The organism is Oribacterium sp. FC2011, from assembly GCF_000701645.1.
Classification (GTDB): Bacteria; Bacillota; Clostridia; order Lachnospirales; family Lachnospiraceae; genus Oribacterium.
Map to the genome: position 1 here is coordinate 1 of NZ_JNJM01000035.1, position 19,013 is coordinate 19,013.

13 protein-coding genes, 4 tRNA genes and 1 rRNA gene are annotated in these 19,013 nt (G+C 40.2%); 2 read left to right on the forward strand and 16 right to left on the reverse strand.

From position 1 onward, the window contains the following. The 6 genes from T357_RS0117205 to T357_RS0117230 all read right to left on the reverse strand — a co-directional run. Positions 1–117, reverse strand: a 16S ribosomal RNA gene (locus T357_RS0117205); the annotation flags it as partial. Positions 118–489: 372 nt separating this feature from the next. Beyond that, entirely contained in the window at positions 490–3,318 is a 2,829-nt protein-coding gene (locus tag T357_RS0117210; RefSeq protein ID WP_031555240.1) for a zinc-ribbon domain-containing protein, read from the reverse strand. A gap of 127 nt (positions 3,319–3,445) precedes the next feature. Beyond that, complete coding sequence (locus T357_RS20635) at positions 3,446–4,216, reverse strand: response regulator (protein ID WP_049962539.1); 771 nt, start codon at positions 4,214–4,216, stop codon at positions 3,446–3,448. Between the two features lie 26 nt (positions 4,217–4,242). Further along, positions 4,243–7,323: a response regulator gene (locus T357_RS20640; protein ID WP_049962540.1), complete on the reverse strand. Its 3,081-nt coding sequence runs from the start codon at positions 7,321–7,323 to the stop codon at positions 4,243–4,245. Between the two features lie 27 nt (positions 7,324–7,350). After that, on the reverse strand, positions 7,351–8,958 hold the full coding sequence (locus T357_RS0117225) for an EAL domain-containing protein (RefSeq protein WP_031555248.1): 1,608 nt from the start codon (positions 8,956–8,958) through the stop codon (positions 7,351–7,353). An 85-nt stretch (positions 8,959–9,043) separates the two neighbouring features. After that, the gene (locus T357_RS0117230; RefSeq protein WP_031555250.1) at positions 9,044–10,237 is read right to left on the reverse strand and encodes an MFS transporter; all 1,194 of its coding nucleotides are present in this window, start codon (positions 10,235–10,237) and stop codon (positions 9,044–9,046) included. Between the two features lie 307 nt (positions 10,238–10,544). On the opposite strand from T357_RS0117230, the gene T357_RS0117235 reads away from it, so the two are divergent. After that, positions 10,545–10,745 carry a DUF6465 family protein gene (locus T357_RS0117235; RefSeq protein ID WP_029201446.1) on the forward strand — a complete coding sequence of 67 codons (201 nt, stop codon included), beginning with the start codon at positions 10,545–10,547 and terminating at the stop codon, positions 10,743–10,745. Positions 10,746–10,958: 213 nt separating this feature from the next. Here T357_RS0117235 and T357_RS19575 read toward each other — a convergent pair whose 3' ends face one another. Continuing rightward, a complete protein-coding gene (locus tag T357_RS19575; protein WP_044917326.1) occupies positions 10,959–11,195 on the reverse strand; it encodes a carbon storage regulator in 237 nt (78 codons plus the stop codon). Positions 11,196–11,414: 219 nt separating this feature from the next. Here T357_RS19575 and T357_RS0117245 point away from each other — a divergent pair, with 219 nt between their 5' ends. Beyond that, a complete protein-coding gene (locus T357_RS0117245) occupies positions 11,415–11,933 on the forward strand; it encodes a DUF6465 family protein (RefSeq protein WP_031555254.1) in 519 nt (172 codons plus the stop codon). Positions 11,934–12,077: 144 nt separating this feature from the next. Here the strand turns inward: T357_RS0117245 and T357_RS0117250 are convergent, their stop codons facing one another. From T357_RS0117250 to T357_RS0117290, 9 genes are all read right to left on the reverse strand, one after another. Continuing rightward, entirely contained in the window at positions 12,078–12,323 is a 246-nt protein-coding gene (locus T357_RS0117250) for a helix-turn-helix domain-containing protein (protein ID WP_044917328.1), read from the reverse strand. Positions 12,324–12,445: 122 nt separating this feature from the next. After that, positions 12,446–13,945 carry a PAS domain-containing protein gene (locus T357_RS0117255; RefSeq protein WP_031555256.1) on the reverse strand — a complete coding sequence of 500 codons (1,500 nt, stop codon included), beginning with the start codon at positions 13,943–13,945 and terminating at the stop codon, positions 12,446–12,448. Beyond that, a complete protein-coding gene (locus T357_RS0117260; protein ID WP_031555257.1) occupies positions 13,935–15,965 on the reverse strand; it encodes a sensor domain-containing phosphodiesterase in 2,031 nt (676 codons plus the stop codon). The genes T357_RS0117255 and T357_RS0117260 overlap by 11 nt, the downstream gene beginning before the upstream one ends. Positions 15,966–16,221: 256 nt before the next feature. Further along, entirely contained in the window at positions 16,222–17,340 is a 1,119-nt protein-coding gene (gene gap / locus T357_RS0117265; RefSeq protein ID WP_081828241.1) for a type I glyceraldehyde-3-phosphate dehydrogenase, read from the reverse strand. A 387-nt stretch (positions 17,341–17,727) separates the two neighbouring features. Beyond that, positions 17,728–18,063 (reverse strand): NifB/NifX family molybdenum-iron cluster-binding protein, encoded by a 336-nt coding sequence (locus T357_RS19580; protein ID WP_044917330.1) that lies wholly within the window; start codon positions 18,061–18,063, stop codon positions 17,728–17,730. 488 nt (positions 18,064–18,551) lie between these two features. Beyond that, positions 18,552–18,625 (reverse strand) — tRNA-Met (locus tag T357_RS0117275). Between the two features lie 76 nt (positions 18,626–18,701). Further along, positions 18,702–18,774: transfer RNA gene (locus T357_RS0117280), tRNA-Val, on the reverse strand. A 45-nt stretch (positions 18,775–18,819) separates the two neighbouring features. Continuing rightward, positions 18,820–18,901, reverse strand: a tRNA-Tyr gene (locus tag T357_RS0117285). A 38-nt stretch (positions 18,902–18,939) separates the two neighbouring features. Then, positions 18,940–19,013, reverse strand: a tRNA-Asp gene (locus T357_RS0117290).

The window sequence follows — 19,013 nt, forward strand, 5'->3', positions numbered from 1 at the left end:
CTCACCCGTCCGCCACTCGCTCGAGAATCACTAGGTTTCATCTCTCGCTCGTTCGACTTGCATGTGTTAGGCACGCCGCCAGCGTTCATCCTGAGCCAGGATCGAACTCTCATATTAAATGTTAAGAGCTTACGCTCTTTAAGTTCTCTTCCCGTTCAAAACTAAGCTTGGCTTCTGTTTTGTCCGTTTTCTTTACTGCGATTGTATTTTCGCTTTAGACCTTTTGGTCTCGCTTCAGATCTTTTCAGATCCTCCGCTTCTGAATCTTCTTTATAGAATCTTCAGGGTCTGTGTATTAATCGATCTTTGATTTTCAAGGTTCAAAAACGCTTCGTTTGAAGCTATTTAATTGCCGCTCTTTACGAGCGCTCAATTAATATAGCAACAAGCGAAGCATATGTCAAACACTTTTTAGGATTTTTTTATGTTAGTTTTTTCAAAAAGGCCGTCCTCCGGGATTTCACTCCCTAAGGACGACCTTTTTTCTTTTTATCTCTGTCTTCCCAGATAGAAATCGAAATCTGTTACGATACCATTTTCATCTGTTCTGGCATTCAGAATACCTATATATTTCAAAAATACATACGCATCTATGACACGTATCTCATTAGGATTGAAATCCTTGTAGTGAAGCCAAGCCTTATTGCTGATCTTTATAGTCTCAGTTCTGGACTCACCTACAGGCACATCCTTGTTATGATCATGGTAGACCTGGGCTTCAAACACTGAATAGTCCCCCATATCACGTCTGTTGGCAGGCAATATCTCTACAAGTGTATCAGGATAGGATTCGTATTCCTTAGCGAAACTAAATTCAGCATTTTCAGTTTCTTCAGCTGTCTCCTCAACTGTTTCCTCAACGCTTTCCTCAGTTTCTTCCTCTTCAGGCGCTATTTCGACAACAAAAGTCTCCGTAACAGAAGCTCCTTTATAACCGTCAGCCGTTTGCCCATAAGCTTCAACTTCATAAGTACCGTTCTCCTCCAGTATTATAGGGAGATAGTACTTAGATTCATCCTCTGCTCCGTCGTCAGTTTTTAATGTGTAGTAAATATCGCAGGTTCCTGACGCAGAAAGACTTACGGATATAGGACTGTCATAGGTTCCACCTGCCTGAGAGAAGCTTATAACCGGCTCGAGATCATTATATGCCTTCTGCAAAGCTTCACTCTCAGGATGAGCATCCAGTGCAGCTTTTATCATATCCACCGCTTCATCATGTCTGTTTCTATTGACATAGGTGTCTGCCATATGGATCAATGTTTCCGTTTCAGCATCACCAAGCTCCATATACTGTGAATACAATCCCTCAGCCTTTTCAAAATCTCCTGAGCTGTAGGCGCTTTCTGCATCCTTCAGTATTTTGACAGCTCTGTTCTCGGGCTTATTGTTCCAGGCATTATAACCAATAAGTGATAAAACCACTATTGCTGCCGCAGCTCCAGCCGCCAGTTTGGCTTTACTGCTGATTTCAGGCCCGGTCACAGTCTTTTCTGATTCAGAAGCTGTTTTCTTTGATTCAGAAACTACCTTTCCCGGCTTCTCTTTCTTCTGCTCAGGCTCTGTAGCTTCACCGGAATCTGTTTCAGGCTCCGGAACATTCACTTTTTCTGCTGTTTTGAGTTCAGACACAGCTCCCTGCTTATCTGTCAGCTGCTCTGATACTTTGTCTTCTCTCTTCGATTTCCGGTTCTTTTTCTTGGATTTCGACTTCTTCTGCTTTTTCTGATACTTATTTTGCTTTAGCTGCTCTGATAAGTTTTCTGTTTTATTATTGGTCTCAGTTTCTGATTCCACAACTACCTGAGACTCTTTTTCGGCCTCAACGGCTTCAAGGATTTCAACCGGCTCCGCCTCAGTTGTTTCCACATTATCAGTTGGCTCCGATCCAGATGGCTTTTCAGTTTCAAGCACTTCTTCAGTTTGCTGCTGAGCCTCAACTACCACAGACTCTTCTTTAGACTCAACGGACTCAGGTGCCATTTCCGGCACAGGTTTCCATTCAGCGGCTATTTGAACAGTATCAGTTATATCATCAGCCGTTTCAGGTTCAACTGTCTCTGCTTCATTCTCAAGAGGTTCCTCTGTTTTGTTTTCCTCAGTTATTTCAGATTCTGCTGATATATCAGTGTCTTCTGTTATCTCTTCTGACACCACTGCTTCGGATTCTTCTGTCTCAGTTTCTTCTGCTTCGGTTTCTGATTCTACAGTTTTAGATTTCCCTGTCTCTTCGGTATCTGACGTATCAGAATCTTCCGTTTCTTCTATATCTGCAACATCAGATTTTTCTTCTGTCTCAGAATTTTCTTCAGCAGGCTCTTCTTCGACTGCTTCAGCAGGTTCTTCAGTGTCAGAAACAACCGGCTCTTCGACTTCCGGTTCTTCGACTTCTTCATCGCCAAATATATAATCGTCGGAATCATCCACAGCATGAAGAGTCGGATCATCTGCTTCCTCAGTCTCAGGAACAACAGTTTTTTCAGAAGCTTCTTCAGAGACATTTCCAAAGGCCGCCTCTGCTTCGGTGTTGTTTTGCTTGGTTTCAGAAACGCCTCCTTCTGGCTCGGTGTTGTTTTGCTCGGTTTCAGAAGCGCCTCCTTCTGACTCGGTGTTGTTTTGCCCGGTTTCAGAAGCGCCTCCTTCTGACTCAGTGTTATCTTGCTCGATTTCAGCAGCTTCTGCTTCTCCGATTTCATCAGCTTCTCCGGTTTCAGGTGCTTCTTCTCCGATTCCATCAACTTCAACATCCTCAGAAATCTCAGCATTAGAAATCTCAGTATCAGAAGTCTCAGCACCAGAAATCTCATCATCCGAAGTCTTATCTTCAGCCGAATTCTCTTTCAGCTCCTCTTCACCAGGATCTTCTTCATCAATAACATTTTTCCTTGCCAGTTCTTCTGCCACTTCCCTGTCATGGCGCTCATTTTCCGCCATACGCTTTTTAATTTCTTCTTCCGCTTCTTTACGGGCGATCTCGTCAGCTAATTTAGCCCTTTCTTCAGCCTCCTTACGCCTCTTTGCGGCCTGTTGTTCTCTTTCGAGCTGTAAGGCTCTGGCATACATTTTATCAAGCTGATCATCAGCAGATTCTTCCGCAGAGAGTGCACCACCCTGAACATCAGCCGATCCCTCCGCTTCCTTTTGAGCATTCTCCTTCTGTATCATTTTCCGAAACAGTTCTGCACTGTAAAAAGGAAGGTTATCGTTATGACGTATCTCCGGGCTGCTTTCAGGGGATGATACAACAAACAGCATTCCGCAATTAGGGCAGAATGCTGATGTATCAGATATTTCATTATTACAATTTCTACAAATCATATCGCAGCTTCAGGAAAATGGTTATATCCCTTTAATCTCCTTAAACATTTAGTTATATGCTACTAGTCATTTATCAAAATAGCAATGATTTTTTTATTTTTTAAGCGAAACCAATGTTTATATTCTTTTATTTTTTCTGGCTTATAAAGAAATCATTCACTCTTGATACCAACTGCTGCTGATCCAGGGTTTTCAGAAGATATCCATTAGGCCGCATCATCATAACCTTCATGATGCTGTCCCTGTCATTTTTTCCGGTAAGGAAAAATACAGGAATGTTCCTGGTACGTTCATTTTGTCTGAGCTTATTGAGAACCGCAGGTCCATCCATCATCGGCATCTCATAATCGAGAAGTATCAGATCCGGTGTATACTTATCCAGATAATCAATGGCATGAGGTCCGGAGTTTACGATAGATACATCGTATTTTCCATATTTTTTCAGCCACCCACTGGACACTTCAAGAAAAGTACTGTCATCATCCACCAGCAGGATCTTATGGGTTTTTTCAGAATTGACACTCTCATCATTCAAGGTGCGTTCACGTCTCAGCTGATCCACAAGGATCATGACATTGGCAGGATGAGGCATCTCGATGTTAACACGTTCCTTAGGATAAACCTTATAAAATTCTCTGTATTCATTAGGCTTTCCGATGGCGCAGATGATTCTGTTTGAACTTAAAGTCTCTATGTAGTCGAAAACCGATTTATCCGCAAATGAAACACTGTCCAGATACAGGATAAAAACTCCTGCATCACTTGCTTTTTCGTTAATGCCGGCAATATTAAAGCCACAGGTATATACAACATATCCGTTATTCTTCAGGATACGTATCATGGCCTGCGCCATAAAATTCAGATTGTCGCCTATGATCAAAACGCTATTCAGATACATAAAATGTCATCTCCACTTTTCTACACTTATTCCGCTGTCGCAAGCTCAGACAGCTTACCCCAGTCCGGTCCCTTTGCCGCATTTTTCAGTTCCAGATAAATATTCTTTTTCTTTTCCGGCAGACGATATTCTTTCAGCATCTCCAGCATCATTTTCAGGTCATCGATATCATACATCTCAACAAAGCTGTTAAGATTTATCATGAAATCAGACCATTCATCATCCGAAAGCTCCGGAAGATCTGAATCATCCTCTTCTTCCATGCCAAAATATTTATCCAGCGATTCATAAAGGCTTTCCGCCATACTGACAAGCCTTGGATTATCCATGAGGATGACATCAAGTCTTTCCTCATCTCCGGCTGCTTCAAGATCCTTTGCCAATGAGGATAACTCGGCTGCACCGATAATCCTCGCCGAACTCTTCATAGCATGCACCTTTATAGTATAATTCTTTATATCCAGTTTTTCAAAATTTTCCTGAATTATTCTTATATTATCTTTCAGACTGTCATAGAAGCTTCTCAGAGCAGTCAGGTATCCTTCAGCAGAACCGCAATGCTGAAGACCGTCCCTGACATTTAACTCCGGTATGTTATTAAGCTCTTCGGGTAATGTCTCCTCCTCTTGCTGATCATCCTCTTCCGGGACATCTCCTTCACCTGCCTCCTGTATAAGATCAGGAGAAATGTAGAATCTCAGTTTCTTTTCAAGAAGTCCGGCATCAATTGGTTTGGTTATAACGTCGTCAAATCCTGCCTTCATGTAATCCTCAATGGCACCGGTAACAGCATTAGCAGTAAGACAGATGATCGGGGTATACATACATGGTGAGCCGTCCAGTTCACGCATACGGTGCAAGGTCTCGATTCCATCCATGACCGGCATACGATAATCCAGGAAAATAATGTCATAATGGTTCTTCTTCACAAGCTCTATTGCATCCTGGCCGCTTTCCGCCGTATCGACCTTGATCTTGTTCTGCTTAACCAGGGCCTTGATTACTGTGAGATTCAGTGCCGTATCATCCACCGCAAGAATTGTAGCTTCAGGTGCATAGAATGAAGGTCCATTATTGATATATTCATCCTTCCGTTCTTCAACATTAACCTTACCCATAGGCGCAGGAGACCTTACCGCCTGAGTAAGCTTGAAAGAGAATATGGATCCTTTACCGTACTCGCTTTGAACCTCAAGATGGCTGTTCATCTCTCTCAAAAGCTTTTGGGTAATGTTCATGCCGAGACCTGTACCCTCTATTGTACGGTTTCGTTTTTCGTCAAGTCTTTCAAATGCCTCAAAGAGCTTTCCTATCTCTTCTTTTTTAATTCCTATTCCGGTATCCTCGACAGAAATGTCCAGCACAACCTCAGCAGGATTCAGGCTTTCAAGCTTAACTCTGAACCATACTTTGCCCGTCTCTGTATACTTGACCGCATTGGTAAGAATGTTGGTTATGATCTGCTTCACACGGATTTCATCCCCGTACAGCACTTCCGGAATATCCTCGTCAGCCTCCAGAATAAGCTTCAGCTTTTTATCCTCGGCACGCTTCTTTATCATATGATAAAGATCCCTAAGCATATCAGCGGTCTTATACTCGATAGGAATAACCGATAGTTTTCCTGACTCTATCTTGGAGAAATCCAGTATATCATTGATGATGCCAAGGAGTTCAACTCCTGCATTTCTAATGTCTATGGCATAGCCCTTAACATCGGAATCATCAGCTTCTCTAAGGATCATTTCATCCATGCCAAGGATGGCATTTATAGGTGTACGGATCTCATGTGACATGTGTGAAAGGAACGAAGATTTAGCCTCGTTTGCACTTTCCGCTTTGGAAATAGCCTCATTCAGATCATTCGTTATTGCCTGGAGGAAAATACTGGTTCTGTCCGCCAGCGGAATTACAGCATTCGTCTCAGCAACATTTATGGTATCGGAATAATCAACATGCTCCTGTATATCAGGCATGCCTTCTCTGAGTCCCAGGATAACGCTGGAAACATTGTGAGTGCCTCCCCTTCCATCCATAAAAAGGAATTGTCCCTTTCCACGGATATACTGAATGTTTTCATCAATATTCTGGAAGGCATTGAGCTCCTTATATTCAGGTACGATGTAGTTCTGTCTTGTATCGCTTCCGAATAAGAAAGAACCCTGTGGGACAAATTCTGCAAATCTGTTAACCTTATATGCTATCTCACTGAATATGCTGCTTTTATTACCGGATGAAAAGCTTATGATATCATCCTGTCTGAAATCCCCAAGGAAATACAGCTGTCCTGCCTTGTCATATCTGTAAGGGCTTCTGCTGAGGATCTGATTATCTCTTTTTACAAGGAAAGGGAATTCCCTGATGTTCTCGAGAAATGCACCATTCGGCTTTATGTTGAGATACTTTTCATATATCTCTGTAGCATTCATTCCGTCTATTTTTTTTACAATGTTTTCTCCTATATTTAATCCACTGACTTTCTTCCTTAACTCAATCTGAAAGTTCTTTCCCAGAGGTCTCCAACCGGTCAAAAGCTCGGTATGGACCATCAAATCTTTGCCGGACAATATAACTCCCGCAAATCCTCTGCAAAGTTTTTCGTTCTGCCATACAAAATGGGTATCAGACCAAACATCCTCAAAGTCCGCAGTCCAAATACCTGCTATAGGTATATTGTATTTCTTTTCAAAAAGTGACATGGGATAGGATATCTTAGCTGAACTCCCTGCTGCAAAAAGTATAATGCAGGCAGGATCCTCAATATTTTCCACCATATCTGAAAGCTCATCGAAGGCGCCCTGTTCATCGATATACTCAAATGTACAGGAGAAAGGTGTCACCGTAGTATGTTCCATAAGGCAGAAAGATACCCTCAGGAATTCGCTGTACTTATGGGATGCACCCTGGTGTACGCCTACCATACATATGTCAGGATACTTCTTGAATACCAGAGATAAAACGTCATACAGTTTATCTTCTGTGATCCCGTTCTCGGTAAAGACCAGAAACATATTCTTTTTAGGTTTATCCTGGATAAACTGTTCCCATTCCCGAAGAACCGACCACATTTCATCTCTACGGGATAATACGAAGGTTTTTTGTATCATTCCAATTACCTCTGTTTAAATAAGGTATCAATTTCCATCAACATTAATATTCACTATTCCCGAAAGAACCATATCTTTTCCATCTATTTCAACCGGCATAAGAATATACTTCTTTGGCTCATAGCGCCCATCGTCCATCTGTGTTTTTAATACCCTTCTGTCATGTATTGTTTTTCTCTTTGATAACCTTTCTTTAAGAGTTGACAGCTTCATAAACTCTGTGTATTTTTCTCTTTCATCCGGCGCTATATACTCCCGGCTCCATTCCTCTACAGCCTCCGTAAAAAGAGCGCCTTCAGAAATACCTCCATACTCATTGGTATTCATATAGGTATTCTTTATCTTGCCGTCTTTCATATCAACAAGATCAATCCTGTCGTACATGCAATAGATTTCACCCATAGCCTTTGCAAACAGAGTAGCCTTACCCCAGTTCTCATCATGTGTCATGGAGCTGTAGACTGCAAGTGCCAGGGCTCCGGTCTTAGGGTTTTTGGCTACGAATTTTGCTTTTAAATTAATAAGATTTCCTCTGTAAACATGAGAGAACTTTACATCTGTCTTTTCCTTCTGAAGCTCCCTGATAAACGGGCGCAGCTTCTCCTGAAGCACACCGGATTTCTGGTTGATGATACGTTCCGCAGACTGGCTTGTTAATCCACCTAGATATTTAAGATATTGCTTATTGGCCTCATTCTGATACAGATAGGTAAAATTCTGATCCTTATATTCAAAAACTGCCATGGCTTCAGCATTGGTCACACCGTTGGCTTCAAACATGGATCCGTTTTCTATCTCTATCTGGCCGATAGCATTGTAATAATCACGTTCTTCTATTGATTCCACCTCAAATCCCTGCTTGTTCAATTCCTTTAAGTGCATAGGTTTGGAGAAGAAAAAGCCCTGGATCATTTCGCATCCCAGATCTTTAAAGTAATTATATTCGCTCTCGGTCTCTATACCTTCTACCAGAGTACTGAAATTAAGCCGTTTAACCATGTTGATAAAATAAGCTATTATGGTCCTGGCTCTCTCCAGCTCTTCACCTTTCAAACTTCGTAAAAATCTGACATCAAATTTTATCACGCTGTACTTTTTTTCAAGCGCGCTAAAAGAGCCATAGCCAAAGCCAAAATCATCCAGCCACTTCTCATGTCCCCTGGACAGCAGGTTCTCTATCACACCCTGGATATCATAATTATCCCTGAAAATTTCTTCACTGACCTCAAGGCATAGATACTTTGCAGGTACTCCGCTGTCCTGTTCCGCTTCCTCAAAAACATTTAAAAGATCACATTCAGCGAAATCGTTTTTTGTAATATTGACAGAAACCGGATATGGTGTATCGCCATTATCGATCTTCTCCTTAATATCCCTGCACACAGCATTTATTACATAGATATCAAGAAGATGTATTTTTTTGGCCTGGATCAATGTCTTTATAAATGCACCGGGACTGAGGAACCCGTATTGTGGATCCTCCCATCTGGCCAATGCCTCTGCCGCACATATTTTACCTGTAATAGTACGTATTACAGGCTGATAATATACCTTGATATAACCTTCCTTGATGGCTGTTTCGATGTTATCGACTATATACTTTTCAAGATCAACTACGGATACTGTACCGCTCATGTCATGCCTTTCTATACAATGCTTATATCATGTAAACTCTAACCTTTATTCATTCCCTGCCGGTGTGCAGCTTACTACACCCGCTTTAGCCACCGGTGGAATTCAGTTTTTTACTCTTTGTCATAACCACCTGAAGTGCAAAGAACAGATCCAGTGCCAGGAATACCGCAAGTATCCTGAAGGACCATGTGAAGCCAACTGCCTTCTCCAAAAATCCGAATACAAAAGACACCAGCGTTCCGCCTATTCCCGTCGCAACCGTTATGGCTGCTATTACAGTTGCAGTTTTAGTGCCGCTGTAATCTGCCGCATAAGTAAGTACGTTGGGATAAACCGCACCGCAGAAAAAGCCCATGATAAATACCACCACAAATGCAACGTATTCATTTGTAACTACAGACAGAAATGCCAGGAATAATGCTGCTCCCGTGGGTGCCGCACAGAGAAGTAATCTTCTATATTTGCTGAGATAGCCACAGATGATACGGGAAGGAATCATTGCCATCCAAAAAATTGAAAGGGCAATATATCCTCTTTCGGAGTGGACATTATCATGCATGAAACCGTTCAGGAAGAAACCGACTCCGTTCTCAACTCCAACATAGATAAACATGATGATACAGAGATAGATAACTCCCTTTATATAAATGTTTCCGGAACCGCCTGAACCCGCGCCTTCATATTCAAATACCTCAGCGTCCTCAGGATTCTCTCTGGGCTCGAAACTGATCTTCCAGAGAAGTACCGCAAGCACAAACGAAATCACGGCATCTGCCGCAAAAAATGTTCTCCATCCGAGAGCAGTCTTAAGAGCAAAACCCACTATCAAAGGAGCTACTACCGCACCAAATGCATACATTGCTGCAATGCCACCCATCCTTTGATGCTTTGTAACCGGATAGGCATCATCCATTTCAGCGATGGCCACGTACTGAATGATACTTGTAGCAAATCCCAGAATGAAAACACCCACCGAGAACTGAAGTGAGCCGGTTGCCAAAAGGATAATGATGCCGGAAATGACTCTCGTGGCTGTGAACAGTGTAAGCATTATCTTTTTTCCCACCCTGTCAGCCAGGGAGCCAAGGATGATAGGTGCTATCATGGTGGCGAAAAGTTCTACGGAAGCTATAACTCCCTGAGCCCCGTGATCCAATGAATACTCTTCACCTATGTACAAAAGTGCCGCTTGATATCCGCCGGTCTCAAAGCCATTCATAAAGATAGATATCAGTAACAGGATCGCAATGTCATTGATGTTTTTTCTTTTGTTATTCATGTTGTTTCTCCATCACTTATCGGTCCTGACTATACCATTTTCGGATTGGAACCGATCGCTGCCCACAGTACCTACCATATTTGTCGACAAAAAATCGTTTATATAAAACAGCTTCTGTATTTTTTTAATGCATTTACATTTTATTCGAGACCAATTTTGATGAGAATCATAGAATTGACAAAATCAGGGATAGAAAATATAATGTAAACGTTTATTTTTAGGGAGCGGATGCCGGGTTACATCCGCAGGTGTAGACTACATGCCTGTGCATGCATGCTATAAGTTTTTTTGTAGGGAGGATAATAAAATGTCTATCAAGTCAACTATCACACTTCAGCTCAATGGTAAGGATTATGATTTCAACAGCATCACAAAGGATTCTGTTGCAGCAGCTCAGAAGATCAAGAAGGATGTTAAGGCTGTTAATGTTTATGTTAATGCCAAGGATTCAGCCGCTTACTTCACAGTTGATGGTGCAGGAAGCGCTGATTACAAGATCAACCTTTAATTTTCAGTAAACTGATGAAACGCCACCCGGGACAGTTCTCGACGTTGAGAATCGTCCCGGGTGATTTAATTTACGGAAAGGAAGCTCCACCGGTGACGGTTCCCGCCGGCGAGAACCGTCACCGATGGATTAATTAATGGACAGCAAAAGAGGATACACATCGATGTGCGGTGCACAACAATGTGTATCCTCTTTATTTTAAAACTCATATATTTAAATCACGATCTTCTTTAATACACTGCTTTTTTTCTTTGATTTATGCTCAACGATAGGCACGATGTCGTCTGTAGGCGCAGCCGCAGACTCAGTAAGTTCCCCTCTTACTATGCTGACCTGATCCGGTGCCTCTATAGCAAGTCTGACTCCATTTCCATCCACTCTTGCAACAGTTATCTTAATATTACCGTTTATGACCAACGTCTGATCTTTTTTCCTTCTTAACACAAGCATATATGAGTCCCCCTCCGATATTTATAGAAATAATATATATTAATTAAATCGTTTATGTCCTTACAGCATTATTACAAAATATCGTCATATTTTGATTGCTTTTTGTGAAAAAAATTGAGCTGAAAGCCTTTAAAATGCTTGAAAATATTGACATCTCTGATTTACGGAAATAAAATCAATTTCATAAAGCTTTTATTTTTTCAAAGGAGACATATTAATATGGCAAAGACAAAGACAGCTGCTCCTAAGGCAGCTAAAACCGCAGCTCCTGCAAAATCTGTTGAAGAGAAAAAGACAGAAGCTGTTAAAACTGTAGCTGTTAAGAAGGAAGAGCCTAAGAAGGCAGAAACAGCTGTTGAGAAGAAGGAAGCTCCTAAGGCTGCTCCTAAGAAGGCAGAAGCAACTGCCGAGAAGAAGGAAGCTCCTAAGGCTGCTCCTAAGAAGGCAGAAGCAGCTGCTGAAAAGAAGGCTGCTCCTAAGACTGCTGCAAAGAAGGCTGCTGAGAAAAAGCCTGCTGCAAAGAAGACAACAAACGAAACAGCTGTTAAGGCTGCTGTTACACTCCAGATCAATGGAATCGATTATGATCCCGCAAGCATCGAGAACGATGCAATAGCTGCTGCAAAGAAGATCAAGGCTACCGTTAAGGATGTCAAGATTTATATCAATGCTGACGAATCAGCTGCTTACTTCACCATCGATGGCGAAGGCAGAGACGATTACAAGATCAATCTGTAATTGATCAGGTGTGACACCCACTACTATATATTATTCAGGCCGTCACATTTTGTGACGGCCTTTTCTTTTAAAAAATCCCGTCACTCCTATAATGGAGTGACGGGATTTTTGCACGCAATATATTTCAGAATTAAGACGCAGTCTTTATGCAGCATCTGCCTTGTTGTTTCTGTCAGATACATACACAACAATATCATCCACCTTCTGTCCAACGAGCTCAGCAAACAAGAAGAGGTTTTCTATACTGGGAAGAGTATCGCCCCTAAACCAGTTATATATAGATGTTGTTGATATATTCATCTCCTTACATATGTCGGAGACTGAAAAACTACTACTCTTTACAGCCAACCGCAGCAACTCGCCTGTGGCTTCCTGATCAATGTAACTCATATGTCACCTCACTCTGTTACTAATACCCGAACTTTTATTACCAAAGATTTTATCATATGTATCTGTTAAACGCAAAGCATCCTAATGATGTTTTCCTTAAGGTTTTAAGACAATTAATGCCGTCACATATCCATCTGAGCCACAATGATCCTTGCCGAAATGAAATACGATACTGTCAACATGATATCTGTAATCTTTTTCTCATCACTGATCGCAACATTATCCGCTCCGAAGTACCCTATGATCTCTTCACCTTTTTTCAAAGGAACCTGAACCGAATTCCTGATGTTTCTTGTCTTCAAAAAGTCATATAATATCGCATCCGCATTTTTGACAGAACTTATATCTTCACAGAAATATTTACCACGTTTAAAAGCTTTGATCCTTTCAAAAATGTCTTTGTCGACCTTCTGTGATACTCCCAGATTCGGCCTTACCCCGTCAGCGCACCATTCATATCTCTCACTGAAGGTATTCTTGCTATGATCAGCCAGCATAAGGTAGATATGATCAGCAGCCACGTGATCCCCCAGCTCCTCCAATACCTTTCTTATGGCAAGATCATCATCCTTTTCTTCATTGAAAATTTCAGCGGTTCTCACCACGACAGCATTGGACTTATCGGATTCTGCCACATCCATCAGGTTAAATACTTCTTTACGGCTTGCATCATGATTCAGAAGCATGACCACACAGAAGCCAGTATTTGACACAGGCATGATGACTGTTTCCATCCAGCACCCTCCGATGGCATCGTATCTTATATCTCTCTTTGTGAGACCCAAAACCGAAACTTCATATATATCCGCTATAAGTTGAGGATCCGCTTGCAGAAATACCTCCTTATAGCTCTTACCAAGCATTTCTTCGGGTTTACGTTTCACAAATTTGCAATATGCCCTGTTTACAAACATGAATATGAAATCTTCTGCCTTCGTTCCGTCACCGTTAAACCGTACATTAACATAATAGGACGGAAGAGAGATGTCCTCATAAACATTAAATATCTCCGTAAGATCTCCAAGCCGCGTATCCTTTTTTGAATTAATGTGGTCTTCCCTGTGGTTATTGTCAACTGTTACAGCATATTTACGCTTGATCTCGATATCATGCTGCCTTGCAACAACCATATACTCAAGGAGAATCGATATCATTTCCAGAAAGCTTCCCACATCTATCTGCAGGGATAATGAATAGTTATCTATCACCAGAACCCCCGCTAATCTGGTATTATCATAAAGCGGCACTTCGATAAACCGGCTGATATCATTTTCCTTTAAAAACTTATATTTTCCGGCATTATAGTCCTTTATATCTTCAATATTTCCGATGATAAAAGCAGAATGTCTATTATAAGCCTCCGACAACATCCCGATATAGTTATCGAAAGTTACAGAACCTCTCTTTTCCTTTAAAGAGAAAACATTATCTCTGCGCCACTCATAAGTGTTGTTTATATTCTTTTCGCCCATTTCAAGTAGAGCAATCCTGTCGGCAGTCAGAATCTCACCCATTTTTCTGATGGCATCATTTATGGCAGTACCCGGTTCTTCGCACCTGCTCAAAATCTCAACAACTTTATAGCCGGATTTTTGAGTAAGTATTCTCTTCTCATCTGTCAATGACATCCATGGAAACTGACAATACATGTCCGCTGTAGGAACTCACTACGGGAGCAAAGCTTATCTTGATATTTCGGTTCTTCTGCAGGATGATCATGCCCTCTGTTCTGTTATTCTTGATGGCTTTGCAGGCAAGCTTTCTCAATTTATCAAGATTCATGGATATCTCAGTTCCCAAGGTGAGATTTGACAGATTTTTCGAAGAACTTTCCTTTTTATCTATATCCCTTACATAAGCTTCGTTTTTGTAAAGTGTGGAAAATTGTTTTCCATCAAAGAAAAACAAAGCTTTAGGGTACTTTGATATAACGTCCGTAAGGCCGGCTTTCTGATAAAAGCCGTAGGTATCAAGACTTTCAAACAATAAGCCTTTTTCCTTCATATGTTCCAATGAAACATCAAGTTCTTCTGTTTCTATATGAAAATTTCCCTGTATCCTTTCACAACCTATATTCTTAAGGAAATCATTCTGCTCCCCGGTTTCAATACCTTCAGCCGAAGTATGTATACCCAAAGCTTTGACCATTTTTATGGTCATTTTTAAGATCTCACGGGCTCTGTCATTCAAATCTTTGAGAAAAGCAAAATTGATCTTTATTCCGTCAAAATTAAAATCCTTCAATGCACTTAAAGCGGAATATCCTGCACCGAAATCATCCATCCAGACTTCAAAGCCGGCATCATGTAATCTGTCTATAGCTCCGCTTACAAGTTCCCTGTCTCTCATGAGGACAGTTTCGGATATATCTATAGAAATGAGATTTCTGCTGATACCATGAGAATCACAGACTGATGAAATGATAGATACCGGATCGCATACTTCAAAATCTGTTTTTGAAATATTTACACCCACAGTAACAACAGGCTGACCGTTATCCAGCCTTTGCTGAAGCATATCTGCTACTTTTCCTATAATGTACATATCGAGGCGATATGCAAGTCCGTTTTCTTCCAGCACAGGCAAAAATTCCAATGGTGTAAGTATGCCATATTCCGGATCATGCCACCTTGCAAAGGCTTCAAATGCGCACACTCTGCCAGTAAGACTTCTTACCACAGGCTGATAGTAGGGTTCTATCCAGCCCTCCGCCAAAGCCTGATCAAAAGTATGAAGAATGTATTCTCTGTTAAGTTGTTTTCCGATTATGCTGTCATCATACCAGGCGTAATCTGAAACATCTATTCCTACGAGGGTATCCGCTGCAATCCTTGCCTTATCGCACACTTCATTCATAGTCATTTCCGGAAGATAATTAATGATACCCATACGAACCGTAAGAGTTCTTCCGTTATTGGCAGAATGCAGCTCTCCTATCAATTGGTTCAGCAATATCTCTATGCCTTCCGATTCTGCATATACAAAAAAATGATCAGAGCCAAACCTTGCACAATTCTGAGTAGGAAAATGCTTTTTTAGAATATTGGAAAATACCAGCAGGAAATTATCAGCTTCTTCCAATCCGTACCTGGAGCTGAAATTTTCCATTCCGTTAAAATCAAATGCGATAACCACCGGTTTTTTATTATCTGTATAAAGTTTGTTACAACCGGCCTTTGCTGATTTCATGAAATACTCACGGTTTAAAAGACCCGTAAGCTGGTCAACGGTAGATTCAAATGTAGATACAAAAACATAAAACAGTGGACCTTCTGCAGGATCTTCATACAGTTTTGCTATATCCTCTATTTCAAGTATCTTTCCGGTTTTTGTCATTATCCTATAATGAACTTTATCGAAATGTTCTTCGGAATTGTCTATCTGTATCTTGATACTTGTCTCAATTCTTTCGTAGTCTTCAGGATATACCATTCCCTTAAAGGATCCACCTGTCAATTCCTGGAATTCTTCATTACTCTCACATTCAAACAGATCAAGTATAGCCTGATTGGCATAAAGTATCTGTTCTTCATCCCAATCGGCCTTATAGATGAAAAATCCGCCCGGCATGGCTTTAAGACCATTCAGAATATAATCCTTACTATAATCTGCATTTGTAAAATCATTAACTTTTGTACTCATATGGATCTCCGACTGTATCAATGCTTATTTCATATGAACAGCAAAACATTTTTGCCGTCCAAATTTTTCGATATTACATGCCATATATGTAAATTATGCCGTATATCTTTTTTTCGACTAAAATCACAAAAATATGAGATAATCCTTATGGATTCCACACTCAAAAGCATGATCTAACAAAAAAGCTTCCTGACTCATTTAAGTCAGAAAGCTTTTGATAATCTTTATGAATCTGAGATGTTTATATCTTCAGGTATTATTTTTTCTTTTCGGCATTTTTCTTATCCTGGGACTCAGCAACCTGAACACTGCTCTTTACTTCAGCCTGCTTTTCATTTTTTAAAGCCTTTGCAGCAAACTTTGCGTCCTTACGGGCTACATACTGTAAAAGGTTTATACACTGATTTGAATAGCCCCACTCATTATCATACCATGCAATAAGTTTTACGAAAGTATCATCAAGCATGATTCCTGCTTTAACATCAAAAATACATGTCTGGAAGTTACCTCTAAGGTCAGATGAAACAATTTCATCAGTATTGTATTCAATGATATCCTTCATCTCATGACGAGAAGCATGCTCAATAGCTTCGCATATTTCTTCGTAATTTGTCTTTGTTTTAAGCTGAGCAGTGAGATCAACAACAGAAACATCATTTGTTGGAACTCTAAAGCTAAGTCCTGTCATTTTTCCTTTAAGTTCAGGAATTACCATACCTACTGCCTTAGCTGCACCTGTGGAAGAAGGAATAATGTTATTAAAAACAGAACGTCCTGTTCTCCAGTCACGACCGCCGTTAGAGTCAACCGGCTTCTGCTTTGATGTTGATGCATGGATAGTTGACATAAGTGCCTTCTCAATTCCAAACTTCTCATTAAGAACCTTGGCAAGAGGAGCAAGACAGTTTGTAGTACATGATGCGTTCGAAATAATCCTCATAGAAGGATCGTAGCTTTCATTATTTACACCGAAAACAAAAGTTGGGAAATCCGGATCTTTTCCCGGTGCTGTAAGGATAACCTTTTTGGCACCTCCCTTAAAATGCTTTTCACAATCCTCAAGACGGAGGAACTTACCTGTTGACTCAATAATGTATTCTGCACCGGTTGAAGCCCAATCGATATTAGCCGGATCATCCTCTGAAAATACATGAATTTTCTTCCCATTTATCACAAGCTCATTATCTGTATATCTTACACGACCTCTGAATCGACCAAATACAGAATCGTACTCCATCTGATAAGCCATACGTGAAATGTCAGCATTCCTCAGGTTGATAGCGCAAACCTCAATATCATTATCACGCTCCTCAAGGATTCTAAGGATAACTCTTGCAATACGACCAAAACCATTGATACCAACTCTAATCAACATAATTACACCTCTCTCTTTTTTTGTAAAAAATAACCTAGGCGTATATTAGCACTGTTTAATTTACATGAAAACAAATGATATTTTTCAGACATTTATGATTATTTATTGTCAATTTGCAAAACAGCTTCCACAAAAGATTGTGCATATTCAACAAAGCCTGATTTTTAGCCATTTTTTGGCAAATGTTGTATACAATTTTTACATTGATAAAAAATTAATTATTGTTTTTTGTATCCAAAGAAGTGCAATTTAACAATATAAAAGACACAAATCCACGATTATAATCAACGTGAATTTGTGTCTATAAGAATCAAAAACATATTTTTATGCAGTAAGTATCTTTCTGGTATATTCATTTATGTATGGCTGCATAATTGATTTTTTAACTCAAATATTAACAGTACTCTCTTGAAACTTATTAATATCCTCCGCAAAAGTTTCGGCAACTTCATCACAGATACCTTCCACTCCGCTATAAACCCTTATTCCAAGTTCAGAAAGAGAAATCAATGCATCTTCATCTAATTCTTTGCAAATCATTGCATTTACTCCAATTCTTCGCAGAATTCCGGCAAGCGCACAATGTCCCCTGCCATCAGTTTTCACTAGAGAAGAATCAATGATAGCATTTTTCTCAATATTATAAATTTTGAAATAACTAATATTATTAAAGCTTTTTATAACATCTTTATCTTCAGGATCATAAGTAATTGCAAGTATCATTTTAAAGTCCTTTTCTATAGTTAATTAAATTGTCTATTTTAACGGAAAACGTTATGATTATAGATAATTTTTTAACATAAAACAAGGCAAAATATGCATTTTTTTAAATAAGAAAAAAGTTCCCCTCCTTAATCAAAGGAGGAGAACACGCCAACATTGATTACTTGTGAACTTTGTGCCCATCAGATTATCTACTATTAATATTCCCATCACCTATATAATAATGCAAAACAAAAATTTTTGCAATACCGCAATTAATAAAAATAATATTTTTGTTTTATAGGACATAGTATTTAATTATTGCCATATTTCTGTAATATAAAAAATATTTCTACTTATTTCAGAAATATTCCAATAATCCAGAAAATACTATCTGAATAATATAGCATGAGGTACATATCAAATCAGAGTCGCCATGGATCGATTTCATCGGTAATAACAGTAAAAGATAGCTAAAAAAAAGATCACCATCTGGTGATCTCTGATACTTGCGGGAGAAGGATTTGAACCAACGACCTTCGGGTTATGAGCCCGACGAGCTACCAGACTGCTCCATCCCGCGATATTAATATTTGTTATTTTCAATTCTGTTAAAGAATCCTTTGAATTCTACTGAACCAAATCATGAACAGAATTAATGGGGCCTACAGGGCTCGAACCTGTGACCCCCTGCTTGTAAGGCAGATGCTCTCCCAGCTGAGCTAAGACCCCATTCAGTTGAAAATAACAACTGTGAAACTCATATCGAGTTTCAAATGGATGGGGGTGGATTCGAACCACCGAAGTCACTGACAACAGATTTACAGTCTGCCCCCTTTGGCCACTCGGGAACCCATCCATAAAATATTGAATTTTAAATGATCAATAAATCATTAGCGACCCGGGACGGAATCGAACCGACGACCTCCGCCGTGACAGGGCGGCGCTCTAACCGACTGAGCCACCGGGCC